This is a genomic window from Candidatus Eisenbacteria bacterium (assembly GCA_035712145.1).
Classification (GTDB): domain Bacteria; phylum Eisenbacteria; class RBG-16-71-46; order RBG-16-71-46; family RBG-16-71-46; genus DASTBI01.
On the sequence record DASTBI010000232.1, the window covers coordinates 12,639 to 32,434 of the forward strand.

Consider the following 19,796-nt stretch of genomic DNA (forward strand, 5'->3'; position numbering starts at 1 on the left):
TCTAGGAGCGCCGGCTCTCGAGTGCCCCGGTCTTGCGCATCCAGACGCCCCAGGTCAGCGGACCGGCTTCGCGATCGGTGATCGGGTGGCCCGCGACCTTGAGGGCGAGCTTGATCTGGCCATGGTGATAACCCTCGTGCCAGATCATGTGCTGGAGGAAGAGGATCGGATGATCGTAGTGGCGATCCATCTCCTTTCCTGACTCGATCCGGCCCTTGACCGCCTCGCGCACGGCATGGGCGCTCTCGTCCAGCATCCGGGCCAGATGGTCGCGATCGAGCATCTGGACGTACTCATCGGGAATCTCCCGGGCGAACTCGGGGGCGTCCTCGGAGACGAAAGCCAGGCGCACGTAGTGCATGTGCGTGAACAGCTCGGCGACCGTTCGGCTGCCCGACATCACTCGAGTCTGGAGACCGCCGTCGGGCACGGCGCGAAGCAGGTTGACCAGGATGGCGTTGTTGCGATCCCAGGAGTCCAGCAGGTCCTCGAGCAGCGTCTCGGCGCGCGATCTTGACATCACTACCTCCCGTCGGTTGCCATGAGCACGTGATCCTACCGAGTCACGTCGAGCTCTGCAGGCGATGATTCAGGCACTGGCCGGGATCACCGGCCTGCTCGCCATCGCCTGGATCGCGAGCGAGAAGCGCAAGGCCATCCCCTGGCGGACGGTCGTCTCGGGACTCCTGCTGCAGCTGGTCCTCACCCTCCTGCTGCTCAAGATCCCCGCGTTCAAAGGCGTCTTCCAGCTCCTCAACGACGCGCTGCTCGGGCTCGAGAAGGCGACGCGAGCGGGCACGGCCTTCGTCTTCGGCTATCTCGGCGGCGGACCCGAACCCTTCGCGGTCGCGCATCCCGAGGCCAGCTTCGTGCTCGCATTTCGAGCGCTGCCCATCGTGCTGGTGCTGAGCGCGCTCTCTTCGCTGCTGTTCCACTGGCGCATCCTGCCGGCGGTGGTTCGAGGCCTCTCCTTCGTGCTCGAGCGCACCATGAGGATCGGCGGCGTGGTCGCGCTGTCGACGGCGGCGAACGTCTTCGTCGGCATGGTCGAGGCGCCGCTCCTGGTGCGCCCATGGCTGGCCCGAGTCTCGCGAGGCGAGCTCTTCGCCATCATGGTGGGCGGGATGGCGTCCATCGCGGGCACCGTGCTGTTCCTCTTCGCCGCCATCCTGCGCCCCGTGGTCCCGGACGTGGTGGCCCATCTGCTCATCGCGTCGGTTCTCTCGGCGCCGGCCTCGCTGGTGATCGCCTTCCTCATGGTGCCGCCCGAAGGCGCGCCGACCGGCGGGGAGCTGGACCTGCGATCCCAGGCCACGGGATCCATGGACGCGCTGACGCGCGGCACGCTCGAAGGCGTTCAACTCCTGCTCAACATCGTCGCCATGCTGCTGGTCTTCGTGGCGCTGATCACGCTGGTGAATCTGATCCTGCCGATCCCGCTCCAACGGATGCTCGGCTGGGTGTTCGCGCCTTTGGCCTGGCTGGCAGGAGTGCCGTGGGCGGAGGCGCAGACCGGAGGCATGCTGCTCGGGACCAAGACGGTGCTCAACGAGCTGGTGGCCTACTTGGACCTCGCCAGGAGCGCCGAGCTCACGGAGCGCAGCCGAATCGTGCTGACCTACGCGCTCTGCGGGTTCGCCAATCTCGGATCGCTGGGCATCATGATCGGCGGCATGGGAACCATGTGCCCCGAGCGTCGCGCCGAGATCACCACGCTCGGGATGAAGTCGATCCTGGGCGGCACGCTCGCCACCTGCCTGATCGCGGCGATGGTGGGACTCGTGCTCTGAACCAGCCGCCCCCACTCCCCTAGTCCCGCTCCGGACAAGCTGCTAGCGTTGAGGCGTCTCGACATCCTCGAACCACCGGTGGCGCTCCATGTCCAGGTCCCCCTCCTCACAGCCCGCTCGGCGAAGCCGCCTCTCCTGGCTCCTCCTCACCGGCCTGGGCTTCATGCTCGTCGTGGCCGCGTGCGGCGATCTCGAGACTCCGGCGTTCGTCGACTGCACGGTCGCCCCGGATACGCTCGACTTCGGCGACGTCACGCTGGGCGGCTCGGCCGACCGCACGTTCAGCGTGACCAACGCAGGCAGCGAGGCGCTCGATGCCACGATCCGGCCCACGTGCAGCGACTTCGCGATGGTCGGCAGCTCCAGCATCACGGTCCCCAGGGGCGAGTCGCGCACGTTCACGATGCGGTTCTCCCCCAAGGCGACGGGTCCTCGGCCGTGCCGGATCTCGATCGGGGACTGCGGCGTGCTGACGACCCAGGGCCGGGGCCTGCCGGGCAGCTCCGGGTGCGACGTCGAGCCGGCGAGTCTCGCGTTCGGCACCGTCACCGTGGGATCGACCGAGGATCTCACGTTCACCATCACCAACACGGGCGATAGCCAGCTCTCGGGCACCGTCGAGGAGAGCTGTCCGGAGTTCTCGCTGGTGGGAAGCACGGACTATGACCTCGCCCCCAACGAGGACGCGACCTTCACCGCGCGCTTCGCTCCCACGAGCGGGGGCCCCAAGAGCTGCACCATCGACACGCAGGGGCTGTGCGCCGACGTGAGCGTGAGCGGAACCGGTCAGGCTCCGGCCGAGCCGTTGTGCTCGGTCTCGGTCGAGTCACTGTCGTTCGGCACCGTGACCGTTGGCGAGACTGCGACCCGCACCTTCACCATCACCAACGCGGGCTCAGGAACCTTGACCGGGAACGTCTCGGAGAGTTGCTCCGACTTCTCGATCGTCGGCACGTCGACCTACTCGCTGGGCGCCGGACAGGTTGCCACGTTCACCGTGCGCTTCGCTCCCACGAGCGAGGGCCTCAAGAGCTGCACCATCGACACGCAGGGATTGTGCGCCGATGTGAGCGTGAGCGGAACCGGACAGACTCCGCAGGCCGAACCGTTGTGCTCGGTCTCGGTCGATTCGTTGTCCTTCGGCACCGTGACCGTTGGCGAGACCGCGACTCGCACTTTCACCATCACCAACGCCGGCGGTGGAACGATCACCGGGAACGTCTCGGAGAGCTGCTCCAATTTCTCGATCGTCGGCACATCGAGCTATTCGCTGGCTGCCGGCCAGATCGCCACCTTCACGGTGCGCTTCGCGCCTCTCGTCGCCGGTAGCCAGACCTGCACGATCGCGACCGGAAGCAGCTGCGATCCCGTGACGGCGAGGGGAACGGGTGGGGCCTTGCCGACGCCGAGCTGCCAACTCGACTCCACCAGCATCGATTTCGGCGACGTGACCGTGGGCCAGGTCTCGAGCCGCCAGGTGCGGGTGACCAATACGGGATCCGGAATCCTCGCGGGGTCCTTGTCCGAATCCTGCTCCAGCTACTCGATCCTCGGAACGACCTCCTATAGTTTGGCCTCGCTGGAGTCCGCCACGTTCACCCTGCAATTCGCGCCCACAGCGACGGGGGACTTCACGTGCACCGTCGACGCGGGCGCGGCGTGCGGGACCATCACCCTTCGAGGAAGCGGCGTGCCTCCGCCCGAGTGCGAGCTGTCGGACACCGATTACGACTTCGGTGAGGTGGAGATCGGCAAGCACAAGGACCATGCATTCGACATTCGCAACGTGGGCGGCGGCCAGCTCTGCGGCACCGCGACGGAGAGCTGTGAGAGCTTCGCGATCCAGGGTGGCGCGAGCTATTGCGCCATTCCAGGCACACCTTTCCGGCTCCGGATTCGCTTCCAGCCGACCGCCACGGGCTCCTTCCAATGCACGGTGAATCCCGGAGCGGGCTGCCCGCCGATCACGGTGCGCGGAGTCGGCCGGGGGCAGTAGGACTGCTTCGCGAGCTGCTGGCCGCGCACCTCCTGCGCTTCGAGCATCCGGTGCGCGACAGCTACGACGACTCCGCGGGCGGCCGGCTGCTCGTGCTGTTCGTGATCGTCGGCCTCGTCCTGCAACCCGGCCTCAAGGCACTCGCGCGAACGGTGGGTCTCGGCGGTCAGGACTGGATTCCACTCCTCATCATCATCGTGCTGGCGGCGGCGGCCATCCTCGGTGTTCGCCTCTTCGCACGCGCTCGCCTCGGCGCGATCGGCCTCCACCGGTGGGCAGAGTGGACGCTGCGCGAGAAGCTCTATCTATGGACGGTCACACCACTCGCGGCGGTCGCTTTCAGCATCGTGTTTCGCGACCATCTGGCTCGTCTGGTCGCGGTCCATGGCTGGAGCGGGTTCTTCCTCCTCACGCTCCCGACCGGGCTCTTGTGGGGTGCGATCCAGGAGTTCCTTTATCGCGGGCTTCTCCAGACCGAGCTGGTCCGGCGTCTCGGAGCGATCGCCGGCGTGCTCATCGCCAACCTGGTGTTCTGCTTCGGTCCTCTGCACTTCTATCATCTGCGGCTTGGAACCGGCGAAGCCCCGCGATGGGGAATGTTGGCGGCGATCTTCGGCATCGGGCTCTTCTTCGGCATCCTCTACCGGCGCTCGGGCAATCTCTGGCTCCCCGCGATCTTCCACGGCATTTGGCCGCCGAATCTATCCTGAGAAGCGCTCGAAACGCGGCAAATCCGCGTGCGCGAGGGTTCGCTTGAACCCGCGGGGCGCAAGCCTCATGTTTCCCGCCTCTACGACGTGGTCCGCGAACGCGAACACATTCTACCCATGGAGGATGGACATGAAGCCCCGTCATCGAGTGTTTCTCATCGTGCTCGGCTTGGCCGCCATCGCGTCCAGCTCGAGCCCGGCGCTCGCCCAGATGGAACACCAGGCCGGAGGCTATCTCCTCGGCTCGTTCCCGATCAGCGACTGGGGCAAGATCGCGGGCTTCGGCATGGGCCTCGATGCCACCGACATCATCCGCTTCGGACCCAACAAGCCTCTCTCGTGGCGGGTGAGCACCGGCGTGGTCTACAACTTCTCGCGCACCGAGGAAGTGCCTCCCACGAATCTGCTTCCGACCTCCTCGCTCGAGCTCGAGACCAAGAACTGGAGCCTTCTGTTCGGAATCGGTCCGGAGTTCGGCAAGCGCGACGGACACATCATGCCCTTCATGTACGGAACCGCCGGCTTCGACACCTACTGGACCTCGAGCACGCTGCAGGGCACCGCGGGCGGATTGGCCTACGAGGCGGAGCACGGCGACTCGCGCATCTCGTTCGCGTGGGCGGCCGGCTTGGGTCTGCGCCGCCGCGTCATGGAAGGCTACATGGGCGAGCTGAGCGTCGAATTCCGGCAGGGCGCCTCCCACCACTTCCTGTTGCCGGAGCAGATCACCGAGGACGTTACGGGCGTCCATGCCGATCGCGCCAGCCGCTCGTCCAACCAGATCATCGTGCGGCTCGGCACCGTGATCTCCGATTGAGGCAGTCTAGCGCACGTCTTTTCGCATCGGCACGAAGCGCACGGGGAGAAGGACGCGCCGGCTCGGCACGCCGCGCGCGTCCTTCTCCACCAGCACCAGCTCCTGGTCCTCCCCTTCCGGACCGATGGGCGCAACCAGCCGGCCTCCAGGTCCGAGCTGCTCGATCAGAGCCGAGGGCACGGAATCCGGCGCGGCCGTGAGCAGGATGGCATCGAAGGGCGCCTCCTCGGGCCAACCGCGATAGCCGTCACCGTGACGCACGTGGATGTCGCGATAGCCGAGGTGCTCTAGCCTCGCACGCGCCTCATCGGCCAGCGCACGAATGATCTCGATGCTCCATACGCGCGCGCCGGTCTGGGCCAGCACCGCGGCCTGGTAGCCCGAGCCCGTCCCGATCTCCAGCACCTTGAGGCCGCGCCGGGGACGGATGGCCTCGGTCATGAACGCGACGATGTACGGCTGCGAGATCGTTTGCTCGTGCCCAATCGGTAGCGGCCGGTCGAGGTAGGCGTAACGGCGATACGCCTCGGGCACGAACTCGTGGCGCGGCACCGCGCGCAGGGCCGCGAGCGTCACCGAGTCGCGCACGCCGTTGGCTTCGATCGAGCGGACCAGGGCGGCGCGCTGCGATTCGAGGCTGTCGCCCGGCGTGGCGGCGCGCGAGGTGCATCCGTTCGCGGCCGGCGCCGCCACGGCGATCGTCAGGAAAACCAGCGCTCGATTCCACGTCCAGCCGCGCATGCCTCTGACGATGTCACTCGGAGCCCGGCGCGTCCACGGCGGATGCTCAGGGGGATACGAGCAGGTGCAATCCGCCGGACGAAGCGCCCACCAGCAGCCAATCGGGCGTGCCCGGATCGAAGCCCATCGTCCACACACGGTCGGAGGCGAGCCCTTCCACCGGCATTCGCTTCCAGCTTTCACCCACATCCGTGCTGCGGAAGATTCCGCCCCAGGTGAAATCAGCCACCCACATCGTGCGGCCATCGGGATGGATCGCGATGCCCACCAGATCGCTGTGCGGAATCCCTCCCCCCACCTGCCGCCAGGTCTCGCCCTGGTCGTCCGAGCGGTAGAGCCCTGCCGACGTCGTCGCGAACAGCACCCGATCGTCGGTCGGCAGGAACGCGATCTCGTGCGGGGTGATGCCCTTCAATCGGGCCGAGACGAATCTCCAGGTGGCGCCAGCGTCGGTGCTGCGGAAGAATCCACGCGACGTCGCCGCCAGGACGAGGTCAGGCTCCCGCGGCGACACCGCGAGAGCCTGTATCTCCTCGCCGGTGTCGATCGCCGGCTGGGTCCACTGTCGCCCGTCCCGGGTCCTGGCGATCCCCTGAGAGGTCGCGGCCAGCAGCCCGTCCGGCCGCTGTGCGATCAGCTCGGTGACGCGTGGACTCGAGGCGCTCTTCCCCAGGCGCATGGGCATGGGGGTCCAGATGGTCGCCCGAGGCCCGCGCGCGAAGATGCCCTGGTCCGTGCCTGCGAACAGCGTGCCTCCCAGCACCGCCAGCGAAAGCACCTGCCGTCCTTCCAGCCCTTCGGCCAACCGTGTCCAGGGTCCTCGCACTCCGGACGAAGCAAAGACGCCGCCGTGGCGCGCATCGCCGCGCACCGCGATCAGCAGCCGGTTCGACGCGTCGTCGAACAGCATGCGGGTCACGAAGCGCTCGGAGAACCCTTCGTTGCTGGCCGTCCAGCTCTCCCCGCGATCGGAGCTGCGCAGCACGCCGGCGTCCTCGGTGCCGAGCAGGATGGTGCCGTCCGGACGCACCACCAGAGCGTTGATCACCAACTCGGTCGGCGTGACGCGACGCCACACCGAGCCACGGTCCTCGCTGATCCACAGGCCCGTCGTGGTGCCGGCCAGCAGCACGTTGCCGTCCACGCCGTCGAGCGCGAAGGCGCGCGTGCGCCGCTTGCCTTCGGGAATGCCCTTGAGCTGCGTCCAGGGACCGCCGGGACGCAGCGCCCGATAGATGCCGGTGCATGCCGTGGCGTAGAGCGTGCTCGGATCACGCGGGTCGACGGTCAGCGTCATGACGTCCGAGTCGTCCTCCATGCCGCGATGCATCGGCTGCCAGCTCGCGCCGGCGTCCGTCGTCATCCAGCCGAGGTGCCATGTGCCGACATAGAGCGAGCGTGGATCGGTGGGATTGAAGGCCACCGATCCCACGTTGCGCAGGTCGGCGTGGCCTTCCGGCGTGATGCGGCGCCACGACTGACCGCCATCGGCAGACAGGAACACCCCGGTCAGCGTCCCGGCCGCGATCACCTGCCGATCGGCGGGACACACGGCAAGCGCCCGGACCGACTCACCCGAGATCCCCTTCAAGATGGTGAAGGAGCGGCCGCCGTCGTCGCTCCGCGCCACACCGCCACCTCGCCCGTTGATCTCCCAGTATCCGACGAACACAGCGCCGTTCCGTCCCACCACGATCTCGTCCAGGCTGCAGCCCTTGACCGGAAAACCCTGACTCGAGCGCACCCAGCGCCGGCCGCCGTCGTCCGAGCGATAGAACGTGCTCGATCCGGTGCCGAGATAGAGGCGATGGGGCCGCGCGGGATCGGCCACGAGCGCGCGCACGTTTCCGCCCGGAGGGCCCACGGGCATCCAGCTCTGGGCGCGAGTCTCCACCGGGAGCCACGCGACCGTAAGGAGTGTGATGACGAGCGAGAGGCGGTTCATCGGAACCTTCCTGTAAGGGGCGGGCCGACTGGTCGACCCGCCCCCCATATTTTCCTCTTCAAAGGGCGCCCGATCCGTTACTGACCACCGCTCGGGATCGTGGTGCCTTCGGGAACGAACCACACTTCCACGCGACGGTTGCGAGCCAGCGACGAAGCGTCCGTCCCGGCCTCGACCGGATTGGTCGCCGCCGCCGAGCGCACCGTGATGCGCGAAGACTCGACGCCGCGCTCGGTGAGATACGCCCTCACCGCTTCGGCGCGCTGCTGCCCGATTCGCTGAGCCGAGCGCTCGCGGCTGTCCGCGTAGCCGATGATCGTGACCGTGGCCCGCGGATCGGTCGAGAGCCGCTGCGCGACGTCGTCGAGGCATGCCTTGTCGACGTTGGTGATGCGCGAGGCGTTGCTCGGGAAGCCGGCCGCGAGACACGACACGGCTTCGGCCTTCGGGGCCGGCGCCGCCATCGCGACCGCGCAGTCGGAGGTCGCGGTATTGCCGTGATTGTCCGTGACCCGCACCGTGATCGTGGCGTTGGCCGGCGGCGTGGCGCCCGAGAAGTCGAACGCGGCGCTCGTCATGTTGCCCGTCACCCGTCCGCTGCTCGCGGTCCACTGGTAGGTCAGTGGATCGCCTTCGGGGTCCGACGCCGTGGCGACGACGTTCACGCTCTCACCCGGAAGGATCTCCGAGCGCTCGACCGCACAAGTCACCGTCGGTGGCTGGTTGGGCGTCGGCGCGACCTCGGCGACGGCCGCGGACATTCCGCCCCCGCCGAACGTCAGCCCGAGCCCGAGCGTCGCCTCGACGTTGCCCTGGTCCTCGTCGAACTCGTCGTTGTGCACGCGAACGTAGCGTCCATCGGCACGCAGATTGAGGGCAGGAGTCATGTACCAGCGGAAGCCCGCTCCGGCGTTCCAGCTGATGTCATCCGACTCGACCATCGTTGCATCGGTGGCTCCGTCTTCGACGTTGAAGGACTCCTTGCCGATGCCTGCCGTCAGGAACGGCCGGAAATGGTCACTGCCAATGAAGTTGTACAAGCCGTTGAAGCGAAGCGCATCGGCCTGCACTTTCGCGCCTACCAGACCCGGCACGACGACTTCTTCGTTCGGCTCCGTGGGGAAGCGCTGAGCGATGCCTTCGAAGCTCCAGTGACGCGAAAGGAAGTATCCGAGTCGCGCGCCATAGAGCATGTCGTCCTTGGGCTGGAAATCACCGTGATCGTCCAGCCATCCATAGCCGCCGTAGATGCCGAGCTCGAAATCGCCTTTTGCGCCGCCACTGGCGAAGGCGGAACTCGCCGTGAGGAGCGCCGCGGCGAAAAGCGTCCAAATGGTGGTTCGCATAGACCCTTTCCTTTCCTTGACCTGTCCCTGGAAACCCGTCCGGGAGCCCTGCCGGCCCTTCCGAGGGCCTGCGGGTCGGAGCGACGCCAGGACCAATGCACGTGGTGGGCCTGAAAACGCCGTTGGGGGAGATCGCCAAGGGGCACAGCGCCATGGCGCGGAAATCGCAGCGCCATCGAGGACAGCGCGGCTCTAGAAGATTTTGCACGGTTGAGACGCCGGCAAAACCACGAGTTCAGCGACCGCCGGAAGGAACACGAGTTTTCATTGCTGCGCTTCCCTTGGCGTCTTTTTCAAAAGAACGAGTCATCCTCGACAACGGACGGAACATGGACCAGGAGCAGAAGGTTCGGGCCGGGCTGAGCGAAGCCGAGATGAAGGACAATCTGGTGCGCCTGGCTTTTGGCGGGGAACCGCGGCGCCTGGAGGAATTCCTGGACGTGCTGAGGCGGGAGATTCCAGCCAACACCGCAGCCGTGATGCGCGGCAGCTCGGTCACCGGAAAGCGGTGGAACGACGAGGCTCCGTTCGACGCCGAAGGCCCCAAGACCAGTGATCTCGATCTCACGCTGGTCGGAGGCGAGATCCTGGACTACTTCCATCCCGAGGGATTCTATATCGCCGGGATCCACTCGAAGCCGCTGAGCGACAAGGACCCGGACATCGCTCCCCGGCTCCTGCCGCTGCGCAGGCGCCTGATGGCCCTGGTCGGGCGTCCGGTGGATATTCAGGGCACACGCGACTGGGTGATGTTCGTCCGCGAATACCTGATGGGACAGCCCTACCTCACGCTCATCGGAAAGCTCGAACAGCCATGATGCTTCGACTCCTGAGTTACAACATCCGCTACGGCGGAACCGGACGCGAGGCGGCTCTGGCTTCGACCATCTCCTCGGTCTCTCCCGACGTCGTCATCTTCCAGGAAGCGACCCGGCCCGACGTGATCGCTCGCCTCGCCGACGCCACGGGCATGAAGCACTGGGGGGCGAAGCGGGGGCGCTCGGTGGGCTTCATGAGCCGCTTCGGGGTCAAGCAGCATGAATGGCGGCAGCCTCCGCCGAGCCGGCGCGCCTTTCTGGAGGTGGAGCTGGCCCCATCCGAAGCCGCAGGGATGGTCGTGCGCCTGTTCGGGATCCATCTGAGCGCGCTCCACAGCAACTGGACCGAGCGGATCCGGATGGCGGAGCTCAAAGCCATGCTCGACGAGATCGAGGAGTACGACGGCGGGCTGAGTGTCGTGCTCGGGGACTTCAACACGCTGGCGCCGGGCGAGAAGCTCGACGTGAACCGGCTGCCTCCGCACTTGCGCATTCTGGCCTGGCTCGGCGGCCAGACCATCCGCTGGCAGACGATCCAGTCGATGCTCGACGCTCACTACGTGGATGCGTATCGATTCCTGCATCCGCTCGATCCCGGCCACACCTTCCCCACCTGGGACCCCCATCTCCGGCTCGACTACGCATTCCTGCCCGCTGCGGCCACCACACGCCTTTCGCGCTGCGAGGTCATCAACGGCGCGGCGGCATCGGCCGCCTCGGACCATCTGCCGCTGCTCGTGGAGTTCGAGGTCTAGCGACCTCAGTCGACCAGAGGACGCGTGGTCGAGCTGGACGCCGGCGCCGAGGCTGGCGGCGCTGCCGGGCGTGAAGGAGCGGGCGCCCGCTTCGCCTCGTCGTGCCGGCGCACGATGGCGCGGGCCACCGCGGTTCCGATCACCGCCCCCACGAAGATGTCCGAAGGCCAGTGCGAGAAGGAGTCCACGCGCTGGAGCGAGACGCTGGTCGCGATCGCGTAGTACAGGACGCGCAGCGGAATCGAGCGGGTGTGATGGGCGGCGACCGTCGCCACCTCGAAAACCACCGAGGCATGGCCCGAAGGGAACGAATCTCCCTTGCGGAAGGTGAACTCGCGCGGACCCTTCCCCGAACGGGGCCGTGAACGGCCGACCGCCCCTTCGAGAATGTTACGCACGATGCCGGCGATGAAGTGCGACTCCAGGACCTCCGCCGTCATCTCGGTCACGGGGTCCCAGCGCATGACGTAGCCGATCGTGAGCCCAGCGGCGTAGTACGGTGCCGTGCTGCCGATGTAGCCGAGCTTCTCGAGCGCGCGGCCCGGCTCGATCGCGGCGTGCAACACATCGTTCTCGGAATTCCTGTCTAAGGCATCGAGCACCTGCTGGTCCTGTGAGTAGAGGGCGCCCGCCACCGCCACGGTCCCGAGCGTCCACATGAGGTCCCCGCGGTTCATGTGGAAAGGAGCGGCGAAGACGGCGCGCGTGTCGGACGCGAGCACGCCAAGACCGCGGCCGATGTCGCGCGCCGGCTTGAGATCGCTGAATGCGCGGTGGCGCTCCGGAGTCACCACGGCAGGGGATTCGATCGCTTCGGGCACGCCCCAGGCGTCCACGACCGAGTCACTGGATGCGTAGGCGTCCACGGTGAGCACTTGCGAGAAGCGGCTGGCCAGGGGCAACGACGCCTCGGCGATGGCGAAGGCGGATGATGGAAGCAGCGCCGCCGCCAGCGCGAGGACGACGGCGCACGCACGATGACGCGCACGCTCCGCCACGAAACTCGGAAAGTCCATGAGTCCGGGTTTCGCAAGGCACATGCCGCGCGGGCGCACGCCTAAGCCGCGGGATTCCAATGGTGAACCGCGCTGCCTCCGGCGCCCTGACGGTAATGCCTACACTTCGCGGCCCTTTGTTATGCTGGCTCCGTCCTTCCGCCACCGTCGTTACGCGAGGCCTTCGAGCGCATGGCGAAGCCACCCCAGACGATCGTCGAGGCCGCGGGCCGCGAGGTCGTCATCACCAATCCCGACAAGATCTACTTTCCCAAGGCGGGCTACACCAAGCTCGACCTGGTGCGCTACTACGCCGCGGTGTCGGAAGGCGCGCTGCGCGGTATCGCCGGGCGCCCGATCGTGCTCAACCGATACGTGAATGGGATCGAATCCCAGGCCTTCTTCCAGAAGCGCGCGCCCGAGAAGCATCCGGAATGGATCGAGACGGTCGAGCTGCGCTTCCCGTCGGGCCGGACGGCGCGCGAGCTGGTGATCCGCGACAGCGCCCAGCTCCTATGGATCGCGAATCTCGGATGCATCGATCTCAATCCCCATCCGGTGCGCGCGGATGATCTCGAGCATCCGGACGAGCTGCGCATCGATCTCGATCCAGGTCCTGGTGTGGCCTGGGACGACGTGAGGCAGGTCGCCCTCGTGGTGCGCGACGTGCTGGAGGAGACCGGGCTGGTGGGCTGGCCGAAGACGTCGGGCTCGCGCGGCATGCACGTGAACGTACGCATCGAACGGCGGTGGAGCTTCACGCAGGTGCGGCGCGCCGCTCTGGCGCTGGCGCGCGAAGTCGAGGGCCGCGCGCCCGAGCGCGCGACCAGCAAGTGGTGGAAAGAAGAGCGCCACGGCGTATTCCTCGACTACAACCAGAACGCCAAGGACCGCACCGTGGCTTCGGCCTGGTCGGTGCGGCCCACGGCCGACGCGCGGGTCTCCATGCCGCTCCACTGGGAGGAAGTGGCGGACGTGGATCCATCCGCCTTCACGCTGGCGACCGCGCCGCGACGATTCGCGGAGCGCGGCGACGCCGCGGAGAACATCGACGACGCCGCGGGGTCCCTGGATGCCCTGCTCGCGCTCTCTGCCGCCCAGGAGTCGGAAGGCCTCGGCGACGCGCCATGGCCTCCGCATTACCGGAAGCAGGAAGGCGAAGCCCCGCGCGTGGCGCCCTCTCGCGCAAAGGGCGCGCGGAAGCCGTCTTCGAGCGAGGGAGGAAAGGGCAGCGGGCGGCGCCAACCGAAGCATCCGCTCATCACGGTGGCGAAAGCCGAGCACAAGGCGGAGGCCCTCGCGGGACTCGAGCGCTGGAAGACACGGCATCCTGAAGCCGCGGCGGCGCTGGCGGTGGACGACGTTCTGGTCGACGCGATGCGCGGCCGCTCGAGCACCTGGACCCGCATCCGGCTCAATCTGCGGCACGTCCCCGAAGAGCTCAGGCCCAAGGAAGAGGCGCCCGACCCCGATTACGATCCGTGGCGAGGCTTTCGGCCGACTCCGCGCCCTTTGGCCTCCGCGCGGCCGCGATCGTCGCGGCCGCCGAAGACACGCTCCAGCTCGTAGGGCGGCGTGACCTCGAGCTGATCGTAGCGGCACTCGCGGGGCTCCTTGTCGGGACGCCAGCGCACGAACTGCGCGGCGTGGCGGAAACGGCTTCCCTGCATGTGGTCGTAGGAGACCTCGCACACGCGCTCGGGACGCAGGGGCTCCCAGCTCAGGTCCTTGCCGCGATTCCATCGGCTGGTGGCGCCAGGCAGGCGCTGGCCTCGCGCGCTGGCCTGGAGCTGGGCTTCGGCCCAGCCGCGCCAGGGATGGCCCTCGAGCGCGCGTTCGCGGAGCGGAGCCAGCTCCTTCACCAGACGCTCGCGCACCACGTTCGAGAACGCGGCGGTCACGCCCACGTGGTGCAGGGTCCCGTCTTCATCGAAGAGCCCGAGCAACAGCGAGCCGACACGACGGCCTTCGCCGTTCTTGTGCCAGCGGAAGCCGGCCACCACGCAGTCCGCGGTGCGCTTGTGCTTGATCTTGATCATGGTGCGCTCGCCGGGCCGGTAGGGCTCGTCGAGGCGCTTGGCCATCACGCCGTCGAGACCGGCGCCTTCGAAGCGGCGGAACCAGTCCTCGGCGAGCGCGCGGTCACGCGTCACGGGCGACAGATGCAGCGGCGGCTCGGCGCGCCCGAGCGCCTGCTCGAGGCGCTGCCTGCGTTCGGCGAGCGGCGCGTCGCGAAGATCCTCGTCGCCGAGCGCGAGCAGGTCCCAGACCACGAACGAAGCGGGCATCTGCGACGCCAGCAGCCGGACGCGGGATTCGGCGGGATGGATCCGCAGCAGCAGCGCCTCGAAGTCGAGGCCCTCCTCCCCCACGATGACGACTTCACCGTCGATCACGCAGCGCTCGGGGAGCGCTTTCAGAAGAGGCTCGATCAGCTCCGGGAAGTAGCGGTTCATGGGCTTCTCGTCCCGGCTCTGCAACATGAGCTCGGCGCCATCACGGAACACCAGCGTGCGGAAGCCGTCCCACTTGGGCTCGAACTGCCAGCCCTCGCCTTCGGGCAGCGCGGGCGCCGGACTCGACAGCATCGGCGCGATGGGTGGAGGGAATGGCAAGCGCATGCGGACCTGATCCTAGACGATGCGACCGGCTGCGCGCCGCATTGGGAAAAAAAACGAACGGCACGCGGGGGGCGTGCCGTTCCCTTGACGAAGAGCGTTCCGGCGGCGTCTCCGCCGGAACGGTTCGTCGTGGCTCTAGGTACGGACCGTCACCGACGAGACGGTCGTGAAGTGCATCTCCTGTCCGGCCGCAATCGTCGCCTGGTAACCCTTCGAGGCCGCCACGGCCGCCGTGGCCGCGCCACCTCCCACCAGCGCTCCGATCACGGTGCTCTTGGTGTTGTGACCCACCGCCTGGCCGATCAGCGCGCCGGCCGCGGTGCCGCCAGCGATCGCGCCGACGTTGCGCTTCCGAGGCGAGCCCGCCACCACCGCCGCCGAGGATCCCCTCACGGTGTAGCGACGTCCGTCCACGGTGATCGACCGCAGCGCGAGCTGGAGCGTCGCACGGTCACCGCGCTCCGCGGGCCGTGCCACGGCCACCACGCCCTGGGCATGGCTTCCTGCCGGGATCACCTCACGGCCGTTGCGGTACACCGGCTCCGCCACCGTGCCGCTCCATGAATCACCGACGCTCGCGGTCTTCGTCGACAGCGCGCCATGCAGCGTCACGGAGATCGGCGTCCCCGCCGGAAGGTGGATGCCGCTCACGCTCGCCACCCTGGCCGTTCTGCGCACCGCGCGCCGTGCGGGCTGCTCCGGCCGATAAGTCGTCTGCGGCGTCAGATTGCCGCTCGGCTGCTCGAGCACGGTCGAAACTGTCGGATCGTTCGCCGTCGATCCGGACTTCGCGTCCACCATTCGAGACGCGCCCCATCCGATGACGGCACCCGTCACCATGATGGCGACGCCGGCCGCGAGGGCCTTCGATTTCGTCGTCATGGTTGCTCCTCCAGTTTCCCGTTCCGCGACGCGGACGCACCATGCGGCCAGTCCGGTTCGGGTTCTCCTGGGATACGCCGGCCTCCTCGCGGGATTCCAGGAAGGAGGGCATTCTGGCGTGTCCGTGTAGACGTGCGAGGAATGTCAGACCGGAGTCAGGACCTGGGAATACTTGGCGACCGTGAAGGTCCGGCCGCATCCGGCCTAGGTCCCGGCGGTCTCCCTGGCGGGCTTCGTCTTTCGTGTGATGAACATCACCGCCAGCGTCCACGACGGGAAGATGTCCACGAATGGCAGCAGCTCGGCGATGAAGGTCGGGAGGAACGCCAGGTGCCAACCCAGGCGGCGCACCATCACGAAGCCGACCACGATGTCGATGGCGTTGTTCAAGGGCGAGAGCCATCCGGCGCCGAGCAGAGGGAGCAGGCCGAGCTGCAGCACGTCGGCCGCGATCGCGATCATGAGCGCAGAGCGGCGGGCTTGCGGCGAGATGGTTCGCTCCGCCTTGCGCTGCGGCTCGATGGATGCCGATCCGGGAGAGTGCATGGTCAGCCGCCCAGCCAGGCCACGATCAGCTCGACCGCGATCAAGGCGATGATGATGATCTCCAGCGCCTCGCTGCGGCGTTCGACGGACTCGGCGTTGAGCATGCTATAGGCATCGCGGACGATCGACACCTTGCGATCGATGCCGCTGCGCCAGGTTCGGCCACGGAAGATCTCGAGCGCGGCCGCATAGATTCTCGCCAGGAACACGTCGTCGGTGACCTTGAGCGAGTTCTCCACTCGCTCGATCAGCTCGGTGGCATCCGCCACGCGGCTCTGCAGGGTGGCGAGCAGACGGCTGTAGCGCCGTCCAATCAGGTGGAAGGATCTGCGCGCCGCCGCGATCTCGCCATAGATACGGGGGATCTCCCCGTCCAGCACATGGTCGTAGAACCGCAGCTCCAGCAGCTGCGCGTTGGCGAACTCGAGCACGTACTCGACGTCGGTGTCCTCGGCGGAGGGCTCCACGACCAGGGCGCCGTTCCAGGCGAGGATGGCGAGATCGTCGTCGAAGTACGCGTAGCGCGGCGACAGGAGCTCGCGCCGTGCGCTGGCCGCGAGCGCCCGCGACTCACCGAACAGCAGCGCCGCCGCCTGCTCATCCGTGAGCGCCGCGGTGCCGAGCAGCCTGCCGTCCTCGTCCTGAAGACCGTCGAAACGAAAGATCGAGTAGTCCTCGACCACGCCGGAGTCTCCCGGCCGCTCGATGGCCGGACGGATACGCTCGATCAGCTGGTCGCGCCAGCGCTCGAAGCATGCAGTCCATTCGGCGCCCGAGCCGACCAGGGAGCCGAGCCGCGTCCACTCGCTCCACGAGCGTGGCGAGGACATCGAGATCCGGCCGCGGACCGACACCACGCCGAAGTCGAAGATGCGGGCCGAGCGTTCGACTTCGAGGACGTCCGTGCCGACCGGGATCGGCTCGCTCCCCAATCGAACCGTGACGGGCGGGTTGGGAATCTGGATCGCCTGCGCTTCGCCGCGCACCAGTCGCAGCCGCTCGGGAGCGTTGGCGGCGAGCAGCTCCGAGACGCGCTGGAGATCGATCTCGTAGCCGACGTCGTAGAGGCGATAGAAGAGGAGGTCGCCGCGCGCCCACAAAGCGCCGGCATCCGGTCCCGGCACCGGGACGCCGATCGGGGTCTCCTTCTGTCCGGTGTAGATGCCTCGTGACACGCGCGCCTCCAGCGCTCGCTAGGCCTCGATCTTGTAGATCTCCCGGCGCCCCCGCTCGACCAGGTCGTGATACCCCTGCATGATCTTGTCGAACTCCTTCAGGTCCTGCTCGCTCTGTCCCTTGCCGGACATCATGTCCTCGAAGGCCTGGAGCGTCGGGACTTCCATCTCGGCGACGAGCGTCCAGTACTGCTCGCCGCTGAGATCGGTGAGCACGCGCATCTTGCCCATGCCGGACTTCTCCATGATCTTCGACATCGCGGCGAACTTGTCGACCATCGGACGCACCTTGCCCGGCTTGCAGTACATGATCTCGCGGACCAGCAGCATGGGTGTTCTCCTTGCGTGGGATGGAGAATCCAATTCGAGGGGAGGGATTTGACCGTAGCCCTCACGGAGCCGAGTCGCAAGGGGACGGGCTCTTCCGACCTAACGCGCCTCGTGGCTCGGCAGGGGCGCCTCGCGCCACCGATGAGGACGCTCGCGGGTGCGAGTGAACCCCAGCTCCTCGCACAGCGCGAGCCAGGGCTCGCGCGGCACGCCGCGCCACCGAAGATCGTCCAGCGTCTCCGCCAGCGGGACGTCGCGGCGCAGCGTCGCCAGCCGGCGAAAGAGCTGTGCATCCGCTCTTTTCTCCTGCAGCGTGGCCGCGAGCCGATCGGCGCCGCGCACCGCGACGTCCCAGCGCCGATGATCCTGCGGGATCGCATCCAGGTGCTTCCAGCGCGCCAGCACCGCGGTCGCCGACTTTGCGCCCCAGCCGGGAAGTCCGGGATATCCGTCGGCGGCGTCGCCGACCAGCGCGAGCCAGTCGGGGATCGAGGCGGGTGAAACACCGAACTTCTGGCGCACGCCGTCCTCGTCGTAGGTGATCGCTCGCCGCCGGTCGCGCTGCACGATCCTGCCACCGATCACGCATTGCGCCAGATCCTTGTCGGGCGAGCAGATCACCGTCTGCTCGACTTGGTCCTGGAAGCGATCGGCCGCTGTGGCGAGCGCATCGTCGGCCTCGAACTCCACCATCGCCCACACGGTGACGCCGATCGTCTCCAGCGCCCGCTCGGCCAGTGGAAACTGTGCGAGCAGATCCTCGGGCACGCCTTCCTCGGTCTTGTAGCCCGGCCAGAGCCGGTTGCGGAAGCTGCGAATCTCGTGGTCGGTCGCGGCCGCGAGATGCGTGACGTCCGGCTCACGCAGGAGCGACAGCGTGGTCTCCACCACGCCCATGACCGCGGCGACCTCGCGACCGTCCGGCGCGCGGGCGGAGTCGATCGCGTGATAGGCGCGGAACAGCTCGTAGGTCGCGTCGAGCAGGTGGAGCTTCATTGGTTTTCCGGTCAGGGCCTCGAGCCTTCAGCTCGAGCATCAAGCTAGGGGCGGAGTGGCAAGCGTTGCAAGCACTTCGTGCCGACATGTGACGAACATGGGACTCCAGGGGTTACATGGATGTCTGTAGCCTCTAGGCGGGATTCAGGCGGATGATCCCGCCGCATCGAACTCCTGGCCGGGAAGCCGTCCCCCACCGCTCGAGGAGGGCCCATGCATCGCGCGTTGGTCGTCGCAGGATCCTGTCTGATTTTCTCGGTTCCCTCGCTTTCGCTTGCCGCCGTGCCCAGTCCCGCCACATCGGTCGTTCCTCACCTCGTGGGTTGTCCTGCCGGCGACCTGAGCTTCACGGTGCTCGTGAGAGACGCCGCTTCGAACCCGGTGACAGGCTCCACCGTCATCCTCTCGTTCGCCTCCTGTCCCAGCTTCAACCATTGCTCTGGCTCGTTTACCGGGTACGTGTGGAACCCGGTTTTTCGAACGGCTGCCGCCATCAGCGACAGCGCCGGCCAGGCTACCTTCGCCATCCATCAGGGGGGCGTCTGCACGGCGGTCTCCGTGAGCGCCGATGGCTTGCCGCTCGCCACTCGCGCGTTTGCGTCCACGGATCAGAACGGCGATCTCCTGGTGGACTCCACCGACACGGGCATCGTGCTCGCGAAGCTCGGGACCCACGATGCCACCGCGGACTTCAACGGCGACGGCCTCGTCGATACGTCTGACGTGGTGGTTGTCCTGAGCCATAGCGGCCACAATTGCGGCGGAAGTCCGGGTTCGGGAGCCAATGCCGGCTCCGACATCATCCTGCAGTGCATTGGCCCTGCGGGTGCCGCGGTCCAGCTGAACGGAACGGCATCTCAAGGCACATCGCTCGTTTTCAACTGGAGCGCGCCGGGCATTACGTTCGATGACCCGAGTTCGCCGACGCCGACGGCGACGTTCCCGATCGGGACCACCGCGGTGCTCCTGCAGCTGCAATCGGATCAAGGACCCTCGCAGGACGAAGTCTTGGTCACACTCCTGCAGGACACGGAGGGACCGAACCTCCAGGTTTCACTCTCGCCGTCTTTCCTGTGGCCAGCCAACCGTCGTCTGGTGCCGATCCACGCGACGGTGAGCACGTTCGATTCGTGCGGGCACGATTCCACCGTGATTCTGTCCTCGATCACCGTCGTCGATGGCGATTCCACGATCGTGCCCCCCGGCGACGACGTCCAGGACGCCTCATTGGGGACCGCGGACTTCGACTTCTCGCTCCGAGCCGAGCGCACGCAGGGAATGCCCCGCACCTACATCGTTTGCTACCAGGCGCGCGACGCATTTGGCAACGCGA

At 67.4% G+C, this 19,796-nt stretch carries 19 protein-coding genes; 8 read left to right on the forward strand and 11 right to left on the reverse strand.

The annotated features are described in order from the left end of the window. Position 1 precedes the first annotated feature (1 nt). Entirely contained in the window at positions 2 to 520 is a 519-nt protein-coding gene (locus tag VFQ05_16620) for a DinB family protein (GenBank protein HET9328392.1), read from the reverse strand. 64 nt (positions 521 to 584) lie between these two features. Between VFQ05_16620 and VFQ05_16625 the strand changes: the two genes are divergently transcribed. The 4 genes from VFQ05_16625 to VFQ05_16640 all read left to right on the forward strand — a co-directional run bounded on the left by VFQ05_16625 (position 585) and on the right by VFQ05_16640 (position 5,313). After that, positions 585 to 1,790 (forward strand): nucleoside transporter C-terminal domain-containing protein, encoded by a 1,206-nt coding sequence (locus VFQ05_16625; GenBank protein ID HET9328393.1) that lies wholly within the window; start codon positions 585 to 587, stop codon positions 1,788 to 1,790. A gap of 88 nt (positions 1,791 to 1,878) precedes the next feature. Continuing rightward, positions 1,879 to 3,786, forward strand: coding sequence for a choice-of-anchor D domain-containing protein (locus VFQ05_16630; protein HET9328394.1), 1,908 nt, complete (start codon positions 1,879 to 1,881; stop codon positions 3,784 to 3,786). Positions 3,787 to 3,836: 50 nt separating this feature from the next. Then, positions 3,837 to 4,496: a CPBP family intramembrane glutamic endopeptidase gene (locus VFQ05_16635; GenBank protein ID HET9328395.1), complete on the forward strand. Its 660-nt coding sequence runs from the start codon at positions 3,837 to 3,839 to the stop codon at positions 4,494 to 4,496. Between the two features lie 130 nt (positions 4,497 to 4,626). Beyond that, entirely contained in the window at positions 4,627 to 5,313 is a 687-nt protein-coding gene (locus VFQ05_16640) for a hypothetical protein (protein HET9328396.1), read from the forward strand. 6 nt (positions 5,314 to 5,319) lie between these two features. Here VFQ05_16640 and VFQ05_16645 read toward each other — a convergent pair whose 3' ends face one another. From VFQ05_16645 to VFQ05_16655, 3 genes are all read right to left on the reverse strand, one after another. Further along, positions 5,320 to 6,054 carry a protein-L-isoaspartate(D-aspartate) O-methyltransferase gene (locus VFQ05_16645; protein HET9328397.1) on the reverse strand — a complete coding sequence of 245 codons (735 nt, stop codon included), beginning with the start codon at positions 6,052 to 6,054 and terminating at the stop codon, positions 5,320 to 5,322. A gap of 46 nt (positions 6,055 to 6,100) precedes the next feature. Beyond that, entirely contained in the window at positions 6,101 to 7,999 is a 1,899-nt protein-coding gene (locus VFQ05_16650) for a YCF48-related protein (GenBank protein ID HET9328398.1), read from the reverse strand. A gap of 77 nt (positions 8,000 to 8,076) precedes the next feature. Further along, entirely contained in the window at positions 8,077 to 9,345 is a 1,269-nt protein-coding gene (locus VFQ05_16655; GenBank protein HET9328399.1) for an OmpA family protein, read from the reverse strand. A 329-nt stretch (positions 9,346 to 9,674) separates the two neighbouring features. Between VFQ05_16655 and VFQ05_16660 the strand changes: the two genes are divergently transcribed. Together VFQ05_16660 and VFQ05_16665 are read left to right on the forward strand one after the other, a co-directional pair. Next, entirely contained in the window at positions 9,675 to 10,163 is a 489-nt protein-coding gene (locus VFQ05_16660) for a hypothetical protein (GenBank protein HET9328400.1), read from the forward strand. Further along, on the forward strand, positions 10,160 to 10,918 hold the full coding sequence (locus VFQ05_16665) for an endonuclease/exonuclease/phosphatase family protein (GenBank protein HET9328401.1): 759 nt from the start codon (positions 10,160 to 10,162) through the stop codon (positions 10,916 to 10,918). The genes VFQ05_16660 and VFQ05_16665 overlap by 4 nt, the downstream gene beginning before the upstream one ends. 5 nt (positions 10,919 to 10,923) lie before the next feature. On the opposite strand, the gene VFQ05_16670 is transcribed toward VFQ05_16665, so the two are convergent. Continuing rightward, positions 10,924 to 11,934: a phosphatase PAP2 family protein gene (locus tag VFQ05_16670; protein ID HET9328402.1), complete on the reverse strand. Its 1,011-nt coding sequence runs from the start codon at positions 11,932 to 11,934 to the stop codon at positions 10,924 to 10,926. Between the two features lie 171 nt (positions 11,935 to 12,105). Here VFQ05_16670 and ligD point away from each other — a divergent pair, with 171 nt between their 5' ends. Beyond that, positions 12,106 to 13,482 carry a non-homologous end-joining DNA ligase gene (gene ligD, locus VFQ05_16675; GenBank protein HET9328403.1) on the forward strand — a complete coding sequence of 459 codons (1,377 nt, stop codon included), beginning with the start codon at positions 12,106 to 12,108 and terminating at the stop codon, positions 13,480 to 13,482. Here the strand turns inward: ligD and VFQ05_16680 are convergent. The 6 genes from VFQ05_16680 to VFQ05_16705 all read right to left on the reverse strand — a co-directional run bounded on the left by VFQ05_16680 (position 13,386) and on the right by VFQ05_16705 (position 18,463). Beyond that, positions 13,386 to 14,534 (reverse strand): ATP-dependent DNA ligase, encoded by a 1,149-nt coding sequence (locus VFQ05_16680; GenBank protein ID HET9328404.1) that lies wholly within the window; start codon positions 14,532 to 14,534, stop codon positions 13,386 to 13,388. The two genes, ligD and VFQ05_16680, sit on opposite strands and share 97 nt — an antisense overlap. A gap of 135 nt (positions 14,535 to 14,669) precedes the next feature. After that, positions 14,670 to 15,416 (reverse strand): hypothetical protein, encoded by a 747-nt coding sequence (locus tag VFQ05_16685; GenBank protein HET9328405.1) that lies wholly within the window; start codon positions 15,414 to 15,416, stop codon positions 14,670 to 14,672. A 204-nt stretch (positions 15,417 to 15,620) separates the two neighbouring features. Further along, positions 15,621 to 15,962, reverse strand: a complete 342-nt coding sequence (locus VFQ05_16690; protein ID HET9328406.1) for a hypothetical protein — start codon at positions 15,960 to 15,962, stop codon at positions 15,621 to 15,623. 2 nt (positions 15,963 to 15,964) lie between these two features. Further along, on the reverse strand, positions 15,965 to 17,137 hold the full coding sequence (locus VFQ05_16695; GenBank protein HET9328407.1) for a hypothetical protein: 1,173 nt from the start codon (positions 17,135 to 17,137) through the stop codon (positions 15,965 to 15,967). 18 nt (positions 17,138 to 17,155) lie between these two features. Then, a complete protein-coding gene (locus VFQ05_16700; protein ID HET9328408.1) occupies positions 17,156 to 17,467 on the reverse strand; it encodes a hypothetical protein in 312 nt (103 codons plus the stop codon). Positions 17,468 to 17,566: 99 nt separating this feature from the next. After that, a complete protein-coding gene (locus VFQ05_16705; protein ID HET9328409.1) occupies positions 17,567 to 18,463 on the reverse strand; it encodes a 5'-3' exonuclease H3TH domain-containing protein in 897 nt (298 codons plus the stop codon). 213 nt (positions 18,464 to 18,676) lie between these two features. Between VFQ05_16705 and VFQ05_16710 the strand changes: the two genes are divergently transcribed. Continuing rightward, a partial coding sequence (locus tag VFQ05_16710; GenBank protein ID HET9328410.1) for a hypothetical protein occupies positions 18,677 to 19,796 on the forward strand: 1,120 nt, incomplete at its 3' end.

What these genes read in the sequence shown, in the direction of transcription:
- VFQ05_16680 (HET9328404.1), bottom strand. Translation starts at nt 14,534, where the DNA reads ATGCGCTTGCCATTCCCTCCACCCATCGCGCCGATGCTGTCGAGTCCG.
- VFQ05_16640 (HET9328396.1), top strand. Translation starts at nt 4,627, where the DNA reads ATGAAGCCCCGTCATCGAGTGTTTCTCATCGTGCTCGGCTTGGCCGCC.
- VFQ05_16700 (HET9328408.1), bottom strand. Translation starts at nt 17,467, where the DNA reads ATGCTGCTGGTCCGCGAGATCATGTACTGCAAGCCGGGCAAGGTGCGT.
- VFQ05_16645 (HET9328397.1), bottom strand. Translation starts at nt 6,054, where the DNA reads ATGCGCGGCTGGACGTGGAATCGAGCGCTGGTTTTCCTGACGATCGCC.
- VFQ05_16650 (HET9328398.1), bottom strand. Translation starts at nt 7,999, where the DNA reads ATGAACCGCCTCTCGCTCGTCATCACACTCCTTACGGTCGCGTGGCTC.
- VFQ05_16620 (HET9328392.1), bottom strand. Translation starts at nt 520, where the DNA reads ATGTCAAGATCGCGCGCCGAGACGCTGCTCGAGGACCTGCTGGACTCC.
- VFQ05_16625 (HET9328393.1), top strand. Translation starts at nt 585, where the DNA reads ATGATTCAGGCACTGGCCGGGATCACCGGCCTGCTCGCCATCGCCTGG.
- VFQ05_16630 (HET9328394.1), top strand. Translation starts at nt 1,879, where the DNA reads ATGTCCAGGTCCCCCTCCTCACAGCCCGCTCGGCGAAGCCGCCTCTCC.
- VFQ05_16690 (HET9328406.1), bottom strand. Translation starts at nt 15,962, where the DNA reads ATGCACTCTCCCGGATCGGCATCCATCGAGCCGCAGCGCAAGGCGGAG.
- ligD (HET9328403.1), top strand. Translation starts at nt 12,106, where the DNA reads ATGGCGAAGCCACCCCAGACGATCGTCGAGGCCGCGGGCCGCGAGGTC.
- VFQ05_16670 (HET9328402.1), bottom strand. Translation starts at nt 11,934, where the DNA reads ATGGACTTTCCGAGTTTCGTGGCGGAGCGTGCGCGTCATCGTGCGTGC.
- VFQ05_16655 (HET9328399.1), bottom strand. Translation starts at nt 9,345, where the DNA reads ATGCGAACCACCATTTGGACGCTTTTCGCCGCGGCGCTCCTCACGGCG.
- VFQ05_16705 (HET9328409.1), bottom strand. Translation starts at nt 18,463, where the DNA reads ATGAAGCTCCACCTGCTCGACGCGACCTACGAGCTGTTCCGCGCCTAT.
- VFQ05_16665 (HET9328401.1), top strand. Translation starts at nt 10,160, where the DNA reads ATGATGCTTCGACTCCTGAGTTACAACATCCGCTACGGCGGAACCGGA.
- VFQ05_16685 (HET9328405.1), bottom strand. Translation starts at nt 15,416, where the DNA reads ATGACGACGAAATCGAAGGCCCTCGCGGCCGGCGTCGCCATCATGGTG.
- VFQ05_16660 (HET9328400.1), top strand. Translation starts at nt 9,675, where the DNA reads ATGGACCAGGAGCAGAAGGTTCGGGCCGGGCTGAGCGAAGCCGAGATG.